Here is a 17961-nt window from a genome sequence, read left to right on the forward strand (position 1 = left end):
CTGATCCCTTCCCGAACTCAGAAGTGAAACCTCTTAGCGCTGATGGTAGTGTGGGGTTACCCATGTGAGAGTAAGTCATCGCCAGCTCATTATTCCTAAACACCCCCAACCAAACGGTTGGGGGTGTTTTTTTATGTGAAAAATTAAGTATTTAAAAATTATTAGTCGCGAAAGGCTAGAAATTTAAAATCCAATTTGTATGTTTTTTAGTAAATCTGTGTTATAAAAAATAAAACGGCATAAAAATTGCTTATAAAACGAGATTTTTTATTAAGGGGGTCACAATGAGATTATCAGTGGGCATAAAAATTGCAAACTCGCTGTCATTAACTCCACAATTACAGCAAGCAATACGGTTATTACAGCTTTCAAGTCTGGAGTTGGAGCAAGAAGTTCAGTTGCAACTTGATAGCAATCCTCTGTTAGAAAAAGTTGAAGAACAAATTACCCTTGAAAGCTTATCTACAATTGAATCAAATAATGAAAATCACGATCTAACCAATGAACTTAACGCCAATCATCTGCCTGATGACTTACCTGTAGATACCGATTGGGATGATGTCTATACCCATCAACCTACAAGTCTAGGGGCGGCCGAGTTCGAAGAGCGTGAAGATAATCGTCAAGGGCATCAGAGCCTGCAGGAATATATGCTGGAACAAATTAATCTCTTGAATTTTTCACAGGTTGATAAATTAATCGCTTATTGCATCGTCGACTCTTTAGACGACAAAGGTTTTTTAGATGCAGAGTTGAGTGAAATTACTGCATCAGTACAACATTTACTCTCTTCTATGGGCTTTGAAGAAGAAATTGAAGATGATGAAGTTGCCGTTGTATTAAAGCATATTCAGCGTTTGGATCCGGTGGGTGTGGGTTCTAGAAGTTTGGCAGAATGCCTATTGGTTCAACTTGATAATTTACCTGCATCAACGCCTTGCCGAAATGATGCGATCAAGCTTCTGCAACATTATGAATTGTTGATTACCAATGAGCTTCCTAAGCTGATCAAACAGACTGGATTAAATCCAGAGCAGTTGCGCTGTGCCGTAGATTTGCTAAAAATATTAAAACCGTATCCAGGTCTGGAATTTGAAAATAAGGAATCAGATTATCAGGTGCCAGATGTCGTGGTGATGAAAAAGAATAACTGCTGGCAAGTCAATTTAAACTCGGATGTACTGCCAAAGTTACGGGTTAATTCTTTTTATGCCAAAATGATTCGTCGTGCAGATCAAAGCGATGATAATCAGTACCTGCGTAATCAGATGCTGGAAGCGAAGAACTTCATTAAAAGTATCGATGAGCGGCATAAAACATTATTGAAAGTCGCGACTTGTATTGTGGAACATCAAAAAATGTTCTTGGAAATTGGGGCGGAAGGCATGAAACCTCTAGTTTTAAGAGATATTGCAGAAGAAGTCGAATTGCATGAATCTACAGTTTCTCGCGTAACCACCAATAAATATATGCTGACACCACGTGGATTGTTCGAGTTGAAATATTTCTTCTCGAGTCATGTCGGGACTACTTCAGGTGGTGAAGCATCTTCTACTGCTATTCGTGCCAAAATCAAAAAACTGATTTCCGAAGAAAATGCCCGTAAGCCTCTGTCTGATAATGCAATTGCCAATATGTTAAAAGATGAAGGCATTGATGTGGCACGACGTACGGTGGCGAAATATCGTGAATCGTTACATATTCCTTCATCTTCTGAGCGAAAAGTCTTGATCTAAAATTTGAAATCTGGCTATTCTAGAGATTCATTATGACAACATAATGAATCTTTTTTCTTTTGAGGATCAGTAAGATTGATTTGATTCAGGACTTAAAATACGGATATTTTATTTATAAGTTACTGTATTTAAATTATTTTATATTGAGACTCTTCTAATCCTAACGAAGGTGAGGGATAGAACTATGCAAATAACAATTCGTGGACATCATTTATCGATTACGCCAGCTATTGAAGAAAGTATAAAAACCAAGTTTTCACAGATGACGAAGCACCTAGATCAGGTGAATAGTATGCAAGTGAAACTCTCGAAAGATCATCAAATTGATAAACGCTCTAGAAAGGGCAGTAGTAATCATATCGCAGAGGCTATTATCCGATTACCGGGCATTGAATTTTTTGCTCACGCCACCGCAGATGATATGTATACCTCAATTAAAATATTGACCGAAAAATTGAAACGGCAGATTGATCGATACCGGGAAATGCATTTACAGCAGCATCCTTTAGCTCTATAAAGGACAAATGATGAAAAAGAGGTTTTAAAAGCCTCTTTTTTTTATATATATAATGTATGGATCCATGAATTATTTTTGCTATTTATAGTAAAATGGCTCGTTTTACACCCTTAGTCCTATAAGAGGTCTTGTGATGAATAATGAACAGCTCGCTGAAATTTTAGAAGCCGCTTTTCCAGAGGCGGATGTTGCTGTGAGTGGTCAGGGCGGAAAATTTGATCTCCGTATTGTGGATGATCAATTTGAAGGTAAGCGTCCAGTTGCACGCCAACAAGCTGTTTATGCTCCTCTCAATGCCCATATTGCCAGTGGTGCAGTTCACGCAGTAACGATTCGCGCGATGACAAAAGAAGAATGGCGCAAAGCAAGCTTATTTGGAGCTTAATCATTTAATGGATAAATTTTTAATTCAGGGCGGTATCAAGCTCGAAGGTGAAGTGCGCATTTCTGGTGCAAAGAATGCAGCACTTCCATTATTGGCAGCAATGATTCTTGCTGATACCCCGATTACGCTCAGAAATGTTCCTAATCTAAAAGATGTCAATACGTTGGTGAAGCTGATTGCTGGTCTTGGGATCACCATGACTTATGAAGGCGATACGGTTGTTGCTGATACTTCTACATTAGATAACCAGTTCGCACCGTATGAGCTCGTAAAAACTATGCGTGCTTCTATTTTGGTGCTTGGTCCATTATTGGCGCGCTATGGCAGTGCAAAAGTGTCTTTACCAGGCGGTTGTGCGATTGGTTCCCGTCCTGTCGATCAGCATTTGAAAGCTTTAGAAGCTTTAGGCGCCGAGATTGAAGTCGAAGCCGGTTATGTACATGCCAAAGTCGATGGTCGCCTGAAAGGTGGCGAAGTTGTCTTTGATATGGTGACTGTGGGTGGGACAGAAAATATTCTGATGGCTGCCGTGTTGGCCGATGGTGTGACCACGATTCGCAATGCAGCACGTGAACCTGAGATCACTGATCTTGCGCAAATGCTGATCAAGATGGGTGCCAAGATTGAAGGTCTAGATACCGATACTTTAATTGTGACCGGTGTCGAACGTCTGCATGGCTGTGAATATGCGGTTGTTGCTGACCGGATTGAAACCGGTTCATATCTGGCAGCAGCAGCGATCACTGGCGGTCGTATCAAAACCACGCATACTGATCCGTCCCTGATGGAAGCGGTGCTGGACAAGTTTGAAGAAATGGGCGCAGAAGTGACCCGTGGTGACGACTGGATTGAACTGGATATGCTGGGTAAACGTCCGAAAGCTGTCAGCTTCCAAACCTTACCACATCCAGAATTTCCAACCGATATGCAAGCCCAGATTATGGCTGTGAATGCCATTGCTCAAGGCTTTGCGACAATTTCTGAAACGATTTTTGAAAACCGTTTCATGCATGTTCCTGAATTGGCACGTATGGGTGCCAATATTCAGGTAGAAGGTAATGATGCTGTGGTAACGGGTGTAGAAAAACTTTCTGCCGCACCCGTAATGGCAACAGATTTACGTGCTTCGTTCTCTTTGGTGCTGGCAGCACTTGCCGCTGAAGGTGAAACGCTGATTGACCGCATTTATCATATTGACCGCGGTTATGAAGATGTAGAAGCAAAGTTACAAAGTTTAGGTGCCCAAATTAAGCGAGTAAATTAATGAGCGATATGAGAAACGATGATCCAAACTTTGACGTAATGGGCAATTTTGATCATGGTTTAACTTTGGCATTAAGTAAGGGGCGTATCTTAAAAGAGACTTTACCTTTGCTAGAAACAGCAGGGATTAATCTTTTAGAAGATCCTGATAAATCTCGTAAATTGATTTTCCCGACCACGCATAAACAGGTTCGTATTCTAATTTTACGTGCTTCAGATGTACCGACTTATGTTGAAAATGGTGCAGCCGATATTGGCGTGGCCGGTAAAGATGTATTGATGGAACATGGTGCACAAAATGTCTATGAACCATTGGACCTGAAAATTGCGGTATGTAAATTGATGACCGCCGGTAAGGTGGGGATGCAACGACCTAAAGGTCGCTTAAAAATTGCGACCAAGTACGTGAATTTGACCCGTCAATACTATGCCAGCCTTGGCGAGCAGGTTGATGTGATCAAGCTGTATGGCTCCATGGAACTTGCACCACTGGTCGGTCTGGGCGATTACATTGTTGATGTGGTCGATACTGGTAATACCTTACGCGCCAATGGTTTAGAGCCACTTGAAGAAATTTGCAAAGTGTCTTCACGTTTAATCGTAAACAAAGCTAGCTTCAAGCGTAAGCAAGCGTTGTTAAATCCGATTCTGGCACAGCTTGAAAAAGCCGTGGAAGAACGTGAAAAGGCCAAACAGGCCTAAATTTGTTGCATAAAAAAACCGTCCTCTTAGGGCGGTTTTTTTATTCGATTGAACATAAATATGATGTGAATTCTTTCATCAATTTTACCAAAAGTTATTTCCAATAAAACTCATAGGGCTAGAGCACTATAGCTGCCGACAAAAGTCTGGAAAACAGGTAAACTAAAGCCTTCGAATTCAAACCTGATGGGTAAATTGATGCGACGTTTATCGACCCAAGATCAAAACTTCAAGCAAGCTTTTGCTGACTTGTTGGCTTTTGAAACTGTTAATGATCCTGAACTTTTAAAAACTGTAGATCAAATTATTGCTGATGTTCGTCAGCATGGTGATGCTCAAGTTCTTAAACTCACTCAACAGTTCGATCGACATCCGGCGCATCAATTTTCAGAGCTTGAACTGACCCAGGAACAATTGAAAGCAGCATTTGATGGTCTAAGCACGGAAGTCCGGGAAGCGCTTGAACTTGCAGCGAATCGTATTCGGGAATTCCACCAAGCACAAAAGCAAGATGGCTGGACTTATGTCGATGCCTTGGGCAATACGCTCGGTCAGAAAGTGACTCCACTGGATCGTGTGGGGATCTATGTACCGGGTGGTCTGGCGTCTTATCCATCTTCAGTATTGATGAATGCAGTGCCTGCACATGTGGCGGGTGTTCCTGAAATTATTATGGTAGTGCCTGCGCCGAATGGTGATTTAAACCCATTGGTACTGGCGGCTGCATATCTGGCAGGCGTAACGCGTGTCTTTACAATTGGTGGTGCGCAAGCGGTTGCGGCATTGGCTTATGGTACAGAAACCATTCCATCAGTCGATAAAATCACAGGTCCGGGGAACCGTTTTGTGGCTGCGGCAAAACGTGCGGTGTTCGGTCAGGTCGGTATCGACATGATTGCAGGACCTTCTGAAATTCTGGTATATGCCGAAGGTCAAAATAATGCTGAATGGCTGGCGATGGATTTACTTTCGCAAGCTGAGCATGACACTGTGGCACAGGCCATTTTCATCACACCAGATGAACAGTTGCTGAATGATGTTGAGCAGGCGATTGAAATGCATCTAGCAACATTACCGAAGGCAGAAATTGCCCGTACCTCGATTGCCAATCGTGGTGCTTTGGTCTTGGTGAAAGACCGTCAAGAAGCGTCAGATTTGATTAATCAGGTGGCGCCTGAGCATTTGATGTTGTGTTTAGATGATGCAGAAGCAATGTCTGATAGCATTCGTCATGCAGGTGCGATCTTTATGGGGCGTTATACGCCTGAAGCCATTGGTGATTACTGTGCCGGTCCAAACCACGTCTTGCCAACTTCAGGTACTGCACGTTTTTCATCACCTTTAGGCGTTTATGATTTTCAGAAGCGCTCAAGCCTGATCATGTGCTCACAAGAAGGTGTAAAAACTTTAGCAAAAACCGCGGATATCTTGGCGCAACAAGAAAACCTGGATGCGCATGCGCGTTCAGCACGTTATCGTTATCAATCATAAATAGCATTACCACCTCTCCCTGACCCTCTCCTAAAAGGAGAGGAGAATTTAAACCACAAAAATCTTGTGTCTTTAGTAATGAAAATTCCTCTCTTGCGCCATATATGGCTCAGGGAGAGGTTAGGAGAGGGTTTAAAGAGAATACAAAATGAATATCACAACAGAACAAATGCGTTTTTGGAGTCCTGAAGTACGTGAATTAGAACCGTATATCCCAGGCGAACAACCAAAAATCCAGAATATTTTAAAACTTAATACCAATGAAAATCCGTATCCGCCATCACCCAAAGTGGTTGCGGCAGTACAACAGGTATTGGCAAATTCAGCAGACGTTTTGCGTTTATATCCAGATCCGGATGCGTCTGAACTGAAACAGGCGATCGCTAAACAGCAAAATGTACCTGTTGAAACCGTCTTTGTCGGCAATGGCTCAGATGAGGTTTTGGCACATATCTTTAAAGCATTTTTTGTTCAAGAACGGCCTGTACTTTATCCAGATATTACCTATAGTTTCTATCCGGTTTATAGTCAGTTTTTCGGCGTCAAAACCAAAATCTTGCCACTGAATGATGACTTTGAAATTGTTGTAAATGACTATAAACAAGCTAATGGTGGCATTATTATCACTAACCCTAATGCACCGACTAGTATTGATCTAGGCTTGGTAGCCATTGAGGAAATTCTGCAAGCCAATCCGGATTCAGTGGTGGTGATTGATGAAGCCTATGTGGATTTTGGTGCCGAATCAGCAGTCAAGCTGGTTGAAAAATATGAAAATTTAGTCGTATGTCAAACTACTTCGAAGTCACGTTCTCTTGCAGGGTTACGTGTTGGTTTCGCGATTGCCCAGCCACATTTGATTGCAGCACTTGAAGCAGTCAAAAATAGCTTTAACTCCTATCCGATGGACCGTTTTGCGATTGCTGCAGCGGTCGCTTCATTTGAAGATCAAGCCTACTTTGAAGCACAAAATGCAAAAGTGATTAAGAGTCGTGAAAAGTTGGTGTCCCAATTAAATGAGCTTGGTTTTAAAGTTTTACCATCGAGTGCCAACTTTATTTTTGCCTCATTGCCATCTAAGGATGCGGGCGAACTTGCAAGTGAGTTGCGTGAACGTGGCATTATCGTGCGTTATTTTAACAAGCCACGTATTAACCAGTTCTTAAGAATTACCATTGGTACAGATGAGCAAAATCAGCGTTTAGTCGATACGCTAAAAAATGAGATTTTGGTGTGATTAAAATCCCTCCTAGCTTCTCTTTTCAAAGGGAGGAGTTCCCTCCTTTACTAAAGGAGGGTTAGGGTGGATTTGTAGAAAAAAGCGAATCAAATGATTCGCTTTTTTATTTACTCAGGCTGATACCACGTATTTAACAGATCCAGCATTGCTGAAACCTTATCAAAACATTCTTGGTATTCAGCATCACAATCAGAAGAAATGGTAATACCACCACCCGCCCATAAAGAAACATCTTCTTGATATTTTTGGATGGAACGAATCAGAATGTTCCAGGAACCGGTACCATCAAAATTAAAATAACCCATTGATCCACAATAAGCACCACGTGCAGCACCTTCCAATTCAGTAATAATCTGCATGGCACGAATTTTAGGTGCGCCCGTAATTGAGCCACCTGGTAGGGCTGACATTAACACTTCGAAAGGATTCACATCTGCTTTTAAGGTCGCTTCTACTTCGCTCACCATATGATGCACTTGATTAAAACTTTCGATATTAAATAATTTGGGTGTTTTAACTGAGCCTGTTTCCGCATAAACACTTAAATCATTACGTAATAAATCCACAATCATGACATTTTCTGCCTGATCTTTTTCCGATACTTTTAAGGTTTTTTTAGATTGTTCATCCAGCACTGGATCGCTATAGCGTGGCATGGTGCCTTTAATTGGTTTGGTGATAATTTTCCGATTTTTTTCGAAGTCAATAAATAACTCAGGTGAGCAGCTGAGTAATTCAAAATCACCAATACGCAAATAACCCGCATAGGGCGCTTCGGTTAATGTCCAGAATGCTTGGGCAGTCGCTAAGAGGGAGCCTTGGGCACGACCTTTAAACTCTTGGGTTAGATTAATCTGATAGCAGTCACCTGCAACAATATAGTCCTGAATTTTCTGAAAAGCCTGAGTATAGACAGATTTAGTCCAGCGTGAGGTACAAGGATTTTTTAAATGAAATGTCGAGTGAATTTTATCTTGATTAAGTAAGTTCTGAATATAATTGAAGATCTGTTCTGCCTGGGGGTCATCACTATAGAACATCCAGCCATCAGGGGTTGGTTTAATGTAGGAAGAAAATTGACCAATAAATAAACCAGGTTGAGGACGATCTGGATACTGAATATATTGTTGAGCCGCATAATCGTAGCCGATAAAACCAACATAACCTCCATGAAATTCATTATTTTGAGGATTTTTTAATGCATTAAACGCTAAATTAAATTCAGATGGGCTGGGCTGATATTGTTCAATCCCTGTTCTTTTAAAAGACTGAATTCGTGATGTCTGCTCAACAAAATATTCTTGAGCGCAGCAGGCAATAAAAGGCCGACCATTATTATTTAAATACACCAGATGATCTAATGTCTTCAATGCGGATAATAGATCTGTAACCAGACGTGATTCAAACTTTAAGGGACGATGATAGAGAGCTTCGGTCATTCAGTTATGGAGAGTTCAATATGACTCACTATTTTATATCAAGAAGTCAGGAAAATATTTTTAAATCATAAAATACCGTTTATCGGTAAGCGACAGATTGCGACCAACAACAGTTGATCAAAAACTGACTCAAGGCTAATTTAAGTGGGCTAGCAAATTACTCAAGGAAAGATGCTTAAGCTGTCAGAAAATAAAAAATACAGCCTAAACACTGAGTAATTCACAACCAAAAAAAATAGTACTCTTGGGAGAGTAAACAATGAAAAAATTTACAAAATTAGTTTTAGCGACTTCAGTTGCATTTAGTGCCAATGCGATGGCGATGCAAGCAATGGATGATGCATCTCTAAGCGAAACAACGGGTCAAGACGGTATTAGTATTGGTATCGGTATTTCAAAAATTGAAATTGAAAAACTATTTATTCATGACAATGATGGTTTATCTTCTAGTTCTACAATGAAGTCAACTGGTTTATTATCAGATGCAAGTGGTGTTGTATATAAAACTGGTACATTGGCAACGAATCAAGGTGGGACTGTAGTACAGCTCGATACACGAACCGCTTCATATGACCCTGTTGCAAAAGATGTTAGCTTAGGTGGTACAGGTGGGGCTGCTGCAATCGTAATCTATGGTAATGGTGAAGCAGGTCATAAGAATGAAAACCATGGTGTTGTTGTTGGTGCAAACTATGATGACAATGGGGCTTACTTACTAGCTTCGCGCAACCTTATGGATTTAAAAATTGATTCTGATGCAAATGGTGGTGATCCGTTCATTAACATTGCAGCTGAAGTTTCAGGCCTAGACATCAGTATTGGTAAAATTGGTGTTGTAGCAAGTGGTGCTGAACCAGCTGCTAATGCAAATACTATTCGTCGTGGTGGTCAAGGCAAGGTTAATGACATTTTGTCTGGCTTATCTCTTAAAACAGGTCCTATGTCTGCAAACATTCAATTGGGTGCAGCACCTCAAGGCGCGATGATCAAGTTGAATGCGACAATGATTGGTGGTTTGACAATCAACGATTTGGGTATTCTTGATAATTCAACAGATGGTGCAACAATTGCTGCAGGTGTAACAACGGATGGTCCCGGTGAAATCTTTATCGAGAGTATCAAGCTTACAGATGCTAATTCTAAAAATTTAACTTTAAATCAAAATATTAGTGTATTTGGTGAGTCAGCTGCAAATAAAGGTTTTATTCGTATTGTCAGTACAAGTGGTGCGCATGATAACTATGTGAAAGGTATTCATTTAGGTAGCCGTAACGCAGCATCAATTGGTGATATGGAAGTTCAAGGAATGCAGACTTATTACAGTCCAGCGCAAGGTACATACCATCCAGGCGCAGTTATTACTATTTCAGGTCACTAATCTTTATTTAAAAAAAAAGCGCGTGTTTACACGCGCTTTTTTATGACTAAATCATTTATCCAAAAAATAAAAAAAATACTGTATTTTTTTGAAAAAGCAGGTATCTTTCTAGTTACAGGGAAGTAGAGTGAATGCTCTATAAAAAGAAAAATAGGCACATTATGCCCATTATAAGAAAAGTTAATAATTATGTTAGAGATCGCGTTGGGCTCGGCATTGATGTATTACGCTGCCAAAGAAGCTCTGGATATCAAAAAACAGCCGAATGGTGCTGTTCACTATACTGAAGTTCTTGATTCAAGAAATGACTCTTTTGTGCGTATGCACCGTGAAGCTGTGGAAGTAAAACCTGCACTTCTGGATCAGTTTCAGGGCATTGTACGTCAGGCTTATGATTACAGTTGTGGTTCGGCAGCGCTTACGACCCTGCTCAATGGTTATGTCGGTACGCAGCTGGATGAGCAGCAAGTCATGAGTGGGCTGATGAAATTCGGTGAAACGGATAAAATTGTTGAACGCCGTAGTTTTTCTCTGCTTGATATGAAGCGCTTTGTATCAGCCTTAGGGTTGGAAAGTGGAGGCTATCGAGGGGAGTTCAAAGATTTAGTTAATCAAGATCAGCCCGCCATTGTTCCGATTTCCTATGCAGGATTTAAGCATTTTGTAGTTTATAAAGGTTATAAAAATGGCCGGGTTTATGTCGCAGATCCGGCACTTGGTAATATCAGTTTTGAGGAACGGCGTTTTCAGGATATTTGGGAAAATAACACTTTGTTCCTGATTAATGTACCTGAACAATATCGCAAAAATTTTCTAGCATTAAAAGAATCAGATATGCGCCATGTAGAAGATGCTACGATCAATCGCTATGCCTTGGTTGACATGCAGTATCCACAATTTTATATGGACAAAATTGCTGATAAAGCTTCTACGATCCGTATGGACCGTAATCGTAATACAGAGTCAGAAAAATTTGGGGAATATCAACATAACTTCCTGAGACTGTATTACAAGAATAAATAAAATGAAAAACAGTAATAAAAATTAAAATGGTGAAATGGATATGAACAGTAAATGGATGAACAAGACGTTCTTGGCACTGAGCATTCAAATGGTAATGGGCGTTGCATTTGCTGCAGAAGAACCAGCACTAGGTGAATACGAAACGGTTGATGAGGAAGTTGTCGTTGAAACTGCTGCATCTGTACCGGCTCAAACCGGGCAGGTCGAAACGCAGGCTGCAGAAGAGTCAGAACTAGGTGAATATGAAGCAGTTGAAGAGGCGGTCGTTGAAACAGCATCACCTGTAGAGACTCAGGCTGGCCAAGTCGTAGATGCATCTCAAGCTTTACAGCAACAAGAAGGAGATGCTACTCAGGCAGCTAATCTGGAAGAAGTATTTACGTCAAATGAACGCCAATACTCTCTGATAAAACAAGGCGAAATTTCATCATATTACGATATTGATTATACCTATTATCGAGACACTCAACTTGATATAGAAATGGCTCAGGGCCAATTGTATCAACTACGTGTTCAAGAAAATGCAACACATAGTATGACCAATACTTTCACTTTCCAATATGGTGTGAAAGATAACCTGACCTTGACTGCATCCTTACCTTTAGTGGCCAAAACTGACTTGTTAAAAGATACGTCTACTGCAGGTTTGGGCGATATTAGTTTGGGTGCTCGCTGGGAACCCTTTCCACTAAAAGCGGGTCGTCTGCCTCTGATTTTATTTGCAAATTTGTCGACTAAAACGGGTGATAGTCCTTATGAAATTAATGCCGCGACAGATCTAGCAGCAGGAAAGGGTTATTACTCTGCTGGAGTAGGTGCTAGTACGCGTAAATACATTGATCCAGTCGTGCTGTTTGCATCAGTTTCTGCGAACTATGGTTTTAAAGAATCAGGCCTAAATCAGCGTCGAGGTAGCCGAATTATTGAGGAGTTTGAACCTGGTGTTAGTGGAGGCTTTGCCTTTGGTTTCGCATATTCATTTAACTATGACGTTTCGATGACCATGTCCTATCAGCAAAGCTTTAATACCGGTGCGGAATTTAGCTATAACACGGGTGAAAGTTATTCTGCTGCGGATCAGACCAGTTCTACCTTTGCAATTTCCTTAGGTGTGCGAGTCTCTCCAGAAACCATTGTTAATGGTACCGTTGGCCTAGGGCTGACCGAAGATGCACCGGATGTTTCGTTGGGACTGTCATTCCCACTTGATATTTTAGGTTTTGGTAAAAAAATTAGTTAATAGGGGGTGTCGTATGAAAAACATTCGACTTAGCCCGTTATTAATAGGAATTATTCTTGCGGGCTGTTCAAGTTATACCTTTGCACAATTGGGAACCAACCTTTCAGTTGATTTACGTGCACTATCCATGGGGAATGCTGTCACTGCAGATCCTCCAGGGGTCAATGCGGTCCACTTTAACCCGGCTGCACTGACTAAAATTAATGGGCTGCAAACCGAACAGCAAATCATTGTGGCTAATTTTGATATCCAGCGTGAGTTTTCAGTACCCGCCGGATATAACGTATTTGGCTATTCTGATGATCCTATTGTCTGTAATGACGGTCCTGAAGTTTCATCTGATTTGTGTACCGATTTTAAAGGGTCGGTCAAAGGTGATGTGGAATATGTCAGCCTTTATGTCCCTTTTTTGAAAAAAATGGTGGATTTAGGGGAAGGCCTTCCTTTGACTGCACCGACCATGGGGATTGCATACAACCCACCTGGATCTAAAGCCACGTATGCGACTGCTGTTTATGCTCCTCTCATGGCAGGTTTTGGTCATGAAGATGGTAACCCGGCAAACTTTATGGGGCAGCAGGTTGCTTTAGAGCGGATTACCTATCTGTCACCATCCATCGGTTATGAGGTTAATGACCAGCTGTCGATTGGTGCTTCTATCGGGATGTCTTATCAAGCCATTGGGATGAAAACGGACTTGCGTTTCCCGAATGAGTTGATCGGAATGTTGCGTATGATCGACGAAGTTGTGTGTACGCCGTTTAAAGAAAATTCCGACATTATTACAGATATTCTTTTGCTCGGGATCTGTAATGCGGATGAGGGGATGAATCCATTTGGCAAGTTTGGTCAAATGCAACTGGAGCTTGAGCAAAACTTAAGCCCAAGTTATAACCTGGGAATATTGTGGGAACCGCGCGAAGATTTTAGTTTTGGTATGGTCTACCAAAGTTCTGCGAAAATGCGCTTAAAAGGTAAATATCATATTGATAATGCCAAAGCCCCTCAGGAAATGATCAAAGGTTTGATGACCTCGCCAACCGGTCAGATTCTGGCGGCTATTCTTGGCTTTCCAAATTATATACCATCAAGTGAATCAGGTCTGGTGTCGATGGATTTTGAATATCCGGCGCATTTTCAGGCAGGTATCAAATATAAAGTGATGCCAGATTTGCAAGTCAATTTTGATATTGGCTGGACAGATTACAAGGTCTGGGACGAATTTAAATTCGAATTTGACCGTACCATTTCAGCCCTAAAAATTGCCAAAATTTTGTCTGCTAATGTCACTGATTCTTCACTGGCTTTACCTATGGGATTTGAATCGCCGTGGAACTTTGGTATTGGTATTGAATATGCCGCTACAGACCGCTTGAAGCTTCGGGCAGGTTATGAACCGCGTACCAGTGCTATTCCAAAAAATAAGCGTAATACCATGGTGCCGATCAATGGTGCACAGCTCTTTGGTTTAGGTGTAGGTTACCGTTTCGATGCAGACACTGATCTGGATCTCTCGATTGGTTTCTTGCGCAGCAAAGATCAAATTCCAGCCAATACCAGTAGTTTAGCCAACCAGACCGGAGTAAATAATCTGTTATTGAACCCATATGCAGGTTTAAACGTAAAAACAGATACCAAAATTACAATTTTAGGTTTGAATTATCGCACTCGTTGGTAAGGGAAAAATGATCAAGACAGGGAACGTTGGATTGACAGCGGTACTGGCATTAAGTCTGGTATCCGTGTCTTTTTATACAAGCGCTAAAGAATTTATTACGATTATTGGTCCGGATGGACGACCATTAGTCGTACCCCGTAATAATGCAGAGAAAAAAACTGAGGACAAATCTCGATTGTCGAAAACAGCAGGAATTGCAGCAGTTCATTCCACACCTGTAAAGCAAGACTTAGAAAAAGTGCCCGTCGTAGAAAATGGACAAGTTAAACCTAAGCATGGCCATAATATGGTTGTACAACCAGTACAACCAGTACAACCAGTACAACCAGTACAACCAGTACAACCAGTACAACCAGTACAACCAGTACAACCAGTACAACCAGTACAACCGCATATTGCACAAGCACAGATTGAGTCTACACCACAATTAATACCTGAATCTAAAGCTCCTCAAATTTCTGATGCTGAAACTGGATCTTCTGTTGCTACCATACAAAAAACGGGATTTAGCCAGGTTGAAGGCATTGAATATGTAGATAGTGAGTATCTGGAAAATAAAGAATTTAATTTGGAAGGCAAAAAACGTTTCTATAGCATGCCCGAAGGAGTAGTAGATAAAAATATCGGAACTACCCGGATCCAGACAATTGAACGTGAAAAAGGGGTGGGACAATCCGTATTAAAATCCTTGTTTCAAACTCCAGAAGTAGATTCCGGTCCTGTGGTACTGGCTCAAAGTTATTATCGTATTTCACAGTCGGAGACTATCGATAGCTTGGGCATGCAGTGTTTTACTGATAAGAAAATTAAAAAAGCGAAAGAAATCAGCCTTAAAAAAGCAGTTAACCTATGGCCTCGTGCGCCTCTTAAAGCAGACGAATTTGATTTTGAAGTGGTCAAGCTTCAATCCGATATCCAGAATATTCAGATCAACTCTTATGCCTCTAGCCAGAAAAATCCAACGTATTATTGGCCTTTTGTTGTATTTTTAGACAGTCGTGGCTGTGTGCTTGAAGGAGCGGGCGGTTTTAAAAATCAGGAAGGACAGGCGAATATTATTCAACATGAGCGTATCGAAGGGGTTCTCCAGATTCCTGCACAAACTGAATATGTATTATTGACGCCTTTGGCCTCCGCGATAGATGTTGAAGACAAGATGCTGACAAATCATGGACAACTAAAATTAGTCGCCATTCGATAAGGACTATTCGAGTATAAGAATATGAAAAATAAAATATTATTTCCATTTGCTATAAGTACACTTTTAATGGCACTGAGCGGATGTGGTGGGGAAAGTGCCAATGTTATAAAAGAACCAGGTGATGAAGCTACGGAAAATGGTGCTTGTACCCCCGGTGAAACTAACTGTGTGGAATGGGGGCTGGAATATCCGCTTGATGGTTTAAATTTCAACTGTAGTGGCGATACAGAAAATACGTTTATTACCTTATTTGACAGTAAAAATGGGGTAGCTTCTGGAACCTGCCAAAAGACCGATAATATTGAGTTTTCTATTCAAAGTTTTGGTTCGAATAAGATTAATTTAGGTCAAATAAAACTCAGTGATTATGCCAGTTTTAGTGCCCAGACCCAGCTGCCACGTTTAAGTGTGATTGATATTGCGAGTGGGATTAGCGGACGCCGGGTAGGTGATTTGGTGCCTACTGATCCTACCGTTCAGGTGGCCATGCGTCTGGTTAAAATTCTGCAAGCTTTGGCACTACAAAAGGGAAGTATTGTTAATCCATCTGATGTGCAACCTTTATATATTACTGAAGACATGCGCAAAAACCTGGCTAAAATCAGCGGAAATATCAGCCTGACTGATGCCGATTTGGCGACCAAAATTAAAGATTTTATTGATATTAGTCAAATTTCTGATGAGGTCGCTTTTGCTACAGTCAAAAAACTGGTGACGATTGCCAACGCAGCTGTGTATCAGCCAGAATTTTCATTATTTTCAACATCCGGCGTGATTGGAAGTAACCTGACGGGTTCAGATGGACTGGTGGGTTGTAATCAAAGCCCTTGTGATATTAAGAATAAGAATACTAAATATTTATTTGGCCATTTTATGCTGATTACCGATCGCCAGGGCTACACCTTTGGCAGTGGCCTGCAATGGCGTGATACTCAGTCAAAAGTGGCGAAAGAAAATTTATCCTCCTTAGGGGGAGTTAATGCTGAACTCATCCGTAAGGTGAAACCGGTACAAATGACCGCTGATCCACAAAGTTCATGGATTCATCCAACCAGTAAAACCATTAACACGCCTTATCGCCTGAATGTCGCAAATAATGCGACTCAGCTTGAGTTATATCAAGGCAGATTATTGAATGATTATGTGATTGCGGGTAAAGAAGCTTTCTATAAGGTGGTGACTGATAAAAAATCGCTGGATACTTCCGATCAAGCTAACTTGGGATTGTGGCGTTTGCAGGCCGATGGTGAAAACTATACGGGAAGCATTGATCTCTACAAGATTTTCCCGATTAGTTATCTGGATCGTCAGGTCTTTAAAACAGCGCAGAACGTCGCAGATGGGGAGAAATACATTTTCCCAATGTATGCCAATCTGGAATTTAAATTTACAGATACCACTGTCAGCCCAATTACTTTAGGAATTGTAATTGACAGTAATGGTGATGTACGCACCAATATGCAATCCTCTAATAATTTCGCGACTGATCCGGTGAATGGCTGTCAAGGCGATGTGTTGGCAGATACGCTCTTAGATCATCAAGACATACAACAATACCGCCTCGGGACTTTGGGACGTGCATTTGTCGCTGATAAAGCGGTTTCCATGCGCCTGATTTTGGCCAATGAAAAGTTTGGTAATATCAATGGTGCATTGGTAGGGGTAGATTCACGCATCCAGTCTTCACCGGATTCTAGGGATTCGATTGTGATCGGTGGTGCGCTGCTCAATTTATCTAATGTGTTGGATACTAATGTCGGCCAGAATGGGCGTGTAACTTTCCTGAATTCGGCAGGTGATGGAGTACAATGGGCCAATACCTATGCGAGTTTTCAAAAAGTTTATAATAATAACAATGAGGGTGAAACACCGGCAGATATTAGCCTGGCAAAATTAAACGGTGGTTCGGTTGAGTTTAAACTTGCGGATTGCTACCAAGTCAAAGCCAAATAATATTCCTTAAAAATAAAAAATCCCATCTTAGTATGGGATTTTTTTTATGCATGTTAGGTTTAACCCGTGTGGTCTAGACGCGTGCCTAAGGTTTCCAGATGCATTGGAAAAATATTATTTTTACGGTCTTCAAAATAATGTCTGAGGGTATGTTCTACACTCGGGAAGGCAAGTTCAGTCCAGGGAATATCTGCTTCATCAAATAAACGTGTTTCGATGGTCTCTTCACCCGCACCAAATTTTCCATCAATCAGATTGGCTTTAAATAGCACATAAATCTGACCAATACGCGGAATATTATACATACAGTAAAGCTGTTCAATGTCTACTTCAGCTTCGGCTTCTTCGCGGGTTTCCCGGGCAGCCCCTTGCTCCATGGTTTCAAACAGTTCCATATAGCCGGCAGGTAAAGTCCATAAGCCATAGCGTGGTTCAATGGCACGACGGCACAACAGTACTTTGTTTTCGAATAAGACTAAAGCGCCACAAATTACTTTCGGATTAATGTAATGAATAGAGCCGCATGAATCACATACGCTGCGAATTTGCTGATCGCCCAAAGGAATTTTAGCAGTGGTTTTATGACCACAATTCACACAGAAGTTCATATTCATCATCAATGATAAAAGTATGCTCAGGATAACTGAAAAAGCAAAATTTGGCATCATTTCTCTCCCGCCCCGACTAAAATCAGCTATGATGAAATTATGATCAT

Annotated in this window: 15 protein-coding genes and 1 rRNA gene; 14 read left to right on the forward strand and 2 right to left on the reverse strand. The window is 41.1% G+C overall.

Features of this window, described 5'->3' with window-relative positions:
* The 8 genes from rrf to hisC all read left to right on the forward strand — a co-directional run.
* Positions 1-87 (forward strand): 5S ribosomal RNA (rrf, locus tag ACIG3F_RS09815); the annotation flags it as partial.
* A 197-nt stretch (positions 88-284) separates the two neighbouring features.
* Entirely contained in the window at positions 285-1736 is a 1452-nt protein-coding gene (locus tag ACIG3F_RS09820; protein WP_396469944.1) for an RNA polymerase factor sigma-54, read from the forward strand.
* A gap of 184 nt (positions 1737-1920) precedes the next feature.
* On the forward strand, positions 1921-2253 hold the full coding sequence (gene hpf / locus ACIG3F_RS09825; protein ID WP_004730744.1) for a ribosome hibernation-promoting factor, HPF/YfiA family: 333 nt from the start codon (positions 1921-1923) through the stop codon (positions 2251-2253).
* Positions 2254-2386: 133 nt separating this feature from the next.
* Positions 2387-2638, forward strand: a complete 252-nt coding sequence (gene ibaG / locus ACIG3F_RS09830) for a BolA family iron metabolism protein IbaG (protein ID WP_004730742.1) — start codon at positions 2387-2389, stop codon at positions 2636-2638.
* 7 nt (positions 2639-2645) lie between these two features.
* Entirely contained in the window at positions 2646-3902 is a 1257-nt protein-coding gene (gene murA, locus ACIG3F_RS09835; protein WP_004279150.1) for a UDP-N-acetylglucosamine 1-carboxyvinyltransferase, read from the forward strand.
* Positions 3902-4603 (forward strand): ATP phosphoribosyltransferase, encoded by a 702-nt coding sequence (gene hisG, locus ACIG3F_RS09840; RefSeq protein WP_004646025.1) that lies wholly within the window; start codon positions 3902-3904, stop codon positions 4601-4603. Before murA ends, hisG begins: the two co-directional genes overlap by 1 nt.
* A gap of 186 nt (positions 4604-4789) precedes the next feature.
* Positions 4790-6094 carry a histidinol dehydrogenase gene (gene hisD / locus ACIG3F_RS09845; RefSeq protein WP_396469945.1) on the forward strand — a complete coding sequence of 435 codons (1305 nt, stop codon included), beginning with the start codon at positions 4790-4792 and terminating at the stop codon, positions 6092-6094.
* A 148-nt stretch (positions 6095-6242) separates the two neighbouring features.
* The gene (hisC, locus tag ACIG3F_RS09850; RefSeq protein ID WP_243475449.1) at positions 6243-7331 is read left to right on the forward strand and encodes a histidinol-phosphate transaminase; all 1089 of its coding nucleotides are present in this window, start codon (positions 6243-6245) and stop codon (positions 7329-7331) included.
* A 110-nt stretch (positions 7332-7441) separates the two neighbouring features.
* On the opposite strand, the gene ACIG3F_RS09855 is transcribed toward hisC, so the two are convergent.
* Positions 7442-8773 carry an anthranilate synthase component I family protein gene (locus ACIG3F_RS09855; protein ID WP_396469946.1) on the reverse strand — a complete coding sequence of 444 codons (1332 nt, stop codon included), beginning with the start codon at positions 8771-8773 and terminating at the stop codon, positions 7442-7444.
* A 259-nt stretch (positions 8774-9032) separates the two neighbouring features.
* Here ACIG3F_RS09855 and ACIG3F_RS09860 point away from each other — a divergent pair, with 259 nt between their 5' ends.
* The 6 genes from ACIG3F_RS09860 to ACIG3F_RS09885 all read left to right on the forward strand — a co-directional run bounded on the left by ACIG3F_RS09860 (position 9033) and on the right by ACIG3F_RS09885 (position 17246).
* Complete coding sequence (locus ACIG3F_RS09860) at positions 9033-10151, forward strand: DUF6160 family protein (RefSeq protein ID WP_159516593.1); 1119 nt, start codon at positions 9033-9035, stop codon at positions 10149-10151.
* 189 nt (positions 10152-10340) lie between these two features.
* Positions 10341-11174, forward strand: a complete 834-nt coding sequence (locus tag ACIG3F_RS09865; RefSeq protein WP_004646031.1) for a C39 family peptidase — start codon at positions 10341-10343, stop codon at positions 11172-11174.
* A 34-nt stretch (positions 11175-11208) separates the two neighbouring features.
* Positions 11209-12414, forward strand: coding sequence for a hypothetical protein (locus ACIG3F_RS09870; protein WP_004646032.1), 1206 nt, complete (start codon positions 11209-11211; stop codon positions 12412-12414).
* Positions 12415-12427: 13 nt separating this feature from the next.
* Positions 12428-14092 carry an OmpP1/FadL family transporter gene (locus tag ACIG3F_RS09875; protein ID WP_396469948.1) on the forward strand — a complete coding sequence of 555 codons (1665 nt, stop codon included), beginning with the start codon at positions 12428-12430 and terminating at the stop codon, positions 14090-14092.
* A 7-nt stretch (positions 14093-14099) separates the two neighbouring features.
* Complete coding sequence (gene filE / locus ACIG3F_RS09880) at positions 14100-15293, forward strand: putative pilus assembly protein FilE (protein WP_396469949.1); 1194 nt, start codon at positions 14100-14102, stop codon at positions 15291-15293.
* Between the two features lie 21 nt (positions 15294-15314).
* Positions 15315-17246 (forward strand): hypothetical protein, encoded by a 1932-nt coding sequence (locus ACIG3F_RS09885; RefSeq protein ID WP_396469950.1) that lies wholly within the window; start codon positions 15315-15317, stop codon positions 17244-17246.
* A gap of 59 nt (positions 17247-17305) precedes the next feature.
* Here the strand turns inward: ACIG3F_RS09885 and ACIG3F_RS09890 are convergent, their stop codons facing one another.
* Positions 17306-17854 carry an NUDIX hydrolase gene (locus ACIG3F_RS09890; protein ID WP_161785319.1) on the reverse strand — a complete coding sequence of 183 codons (549 nt, stop codon included), beginning with the start codon at positions 17852-17854 and terminating at the stop codon, positions 17306-17308.
* Positions 17855-17961 lie beyond the last annotated feature (107 nt).

Origin of the sequence: Acinetobacter sp. NPDC052428 (assembly GCF_044547685.1) — a bacterium.
In the GTDB taxonomy this organism is placed as follows: domain Bacteria; phylum Pseudomonadota; class Gammaproteobacteria; order Pseudomonadales; family Moraxellaceae; genus Acinetobacter; species Acinetobacter lwoffii_G.

Bases quoted from the DNA above. Each gene is read 5' to 3' on its own strand.
- ACIG3F_RS09820 (WP_396469944.1), top strand. From the start codon at position 285: ATGAGATTATCAGTGGGCATAAAAATTGCAAACTCGCTGTCATTAACT.
- hpf (WP_004730744.1), top strand. From the start codon at position 1,921: ATGCAAATAACAATTCGTGGACATCATTTATCGATTACGCCAGCTATT.
- ibaG (WP_004730742.1), top strand. From the start codon at position 2,387: ATGAATAATGAACAGCTCGCTGAAATTTTAGAAGCCGCTTTTCCAGAG.
- murA (WP_004279150.1), top strand. From the start codon at position 2,646: ATGGATAAATTTTTAATTCAGGGCGGTATCAAGCTCGAAGGTGAAGTG.
- hisG (WP_004646025.1), top strand. From the start codon at position 3,902: ATGAGCGATATGAGAAACGATGATCCAAACTTTGACGTAATGGGCAAT.
- hisD (WP_396469945.1), top strand. From the start codon at position 4,790: ATGGGTAAATTGATGCGACGTTTATCGACCCAAGATCAAAACTTCAAG.
- hisC (WP_243475449.1), top strand. From the start codon at position 6,243: ATGAATATCACAACAGAACAAATGCGTTTTTGGAGTCCTGAAGTACGT.
- ACIG3F_RS09855 (WP_396469946.1), bottom strand. From the start codon at position 8,773: ATGACCGAAGCTCTCTATCATCGTCCCTTAAAGTTTGAATCACGTCTG.
- ACIG3F_RS09860 (WP_159516593.1), top strand. From the start codon at position 9,033: ATGAAAAAATTTACAAAATTAGTTTTAGCGACTTCAGTTGCATTTAGT.
- ACIG3F_RS09865 (WP_004646031.1), top strand. From the start codon at position 10,341: ATGTTAGAGATCGCGTTGGGCTCGGCATTGATGTATTACGCTGCCAAA.
- ACIG3F_RS09870 (WP_004646032.1), top strand. From the start codon at position 11,209: ATGGATATGAACAGTAAATGGATGAACAAGACGTTCTTGGCACTGAGC.
- ACIG3F_RS09875 (WP_396469948.1), top strand. From the start codon at position 12,428: ATGAAAAACATTCGACTTAGCCCGTTATTAATAGGAATTATTCTTGCG.
- filE (WP_396469949.1), top strand. From the start codon at position 14,100: ATGATCAAGACAGGGAACGTTGGATTGACAGCGGTACTGGCATTAAGT.
- ACIG3F_RS09885 (WP_396469950.1), top strand. From the start codon at position 15,315: ATGAAAAATAAAATATTATTTCCATTTGCTATAAGTACACTTTTAATG.
- ACIG3F_RS09890 (WP_161785319.1), bottom strand. From the start codon at position 17,854: ATGAACTTCTGTGTGAATTGTGGTCATAAAACCACTGCTAAAATTCCT.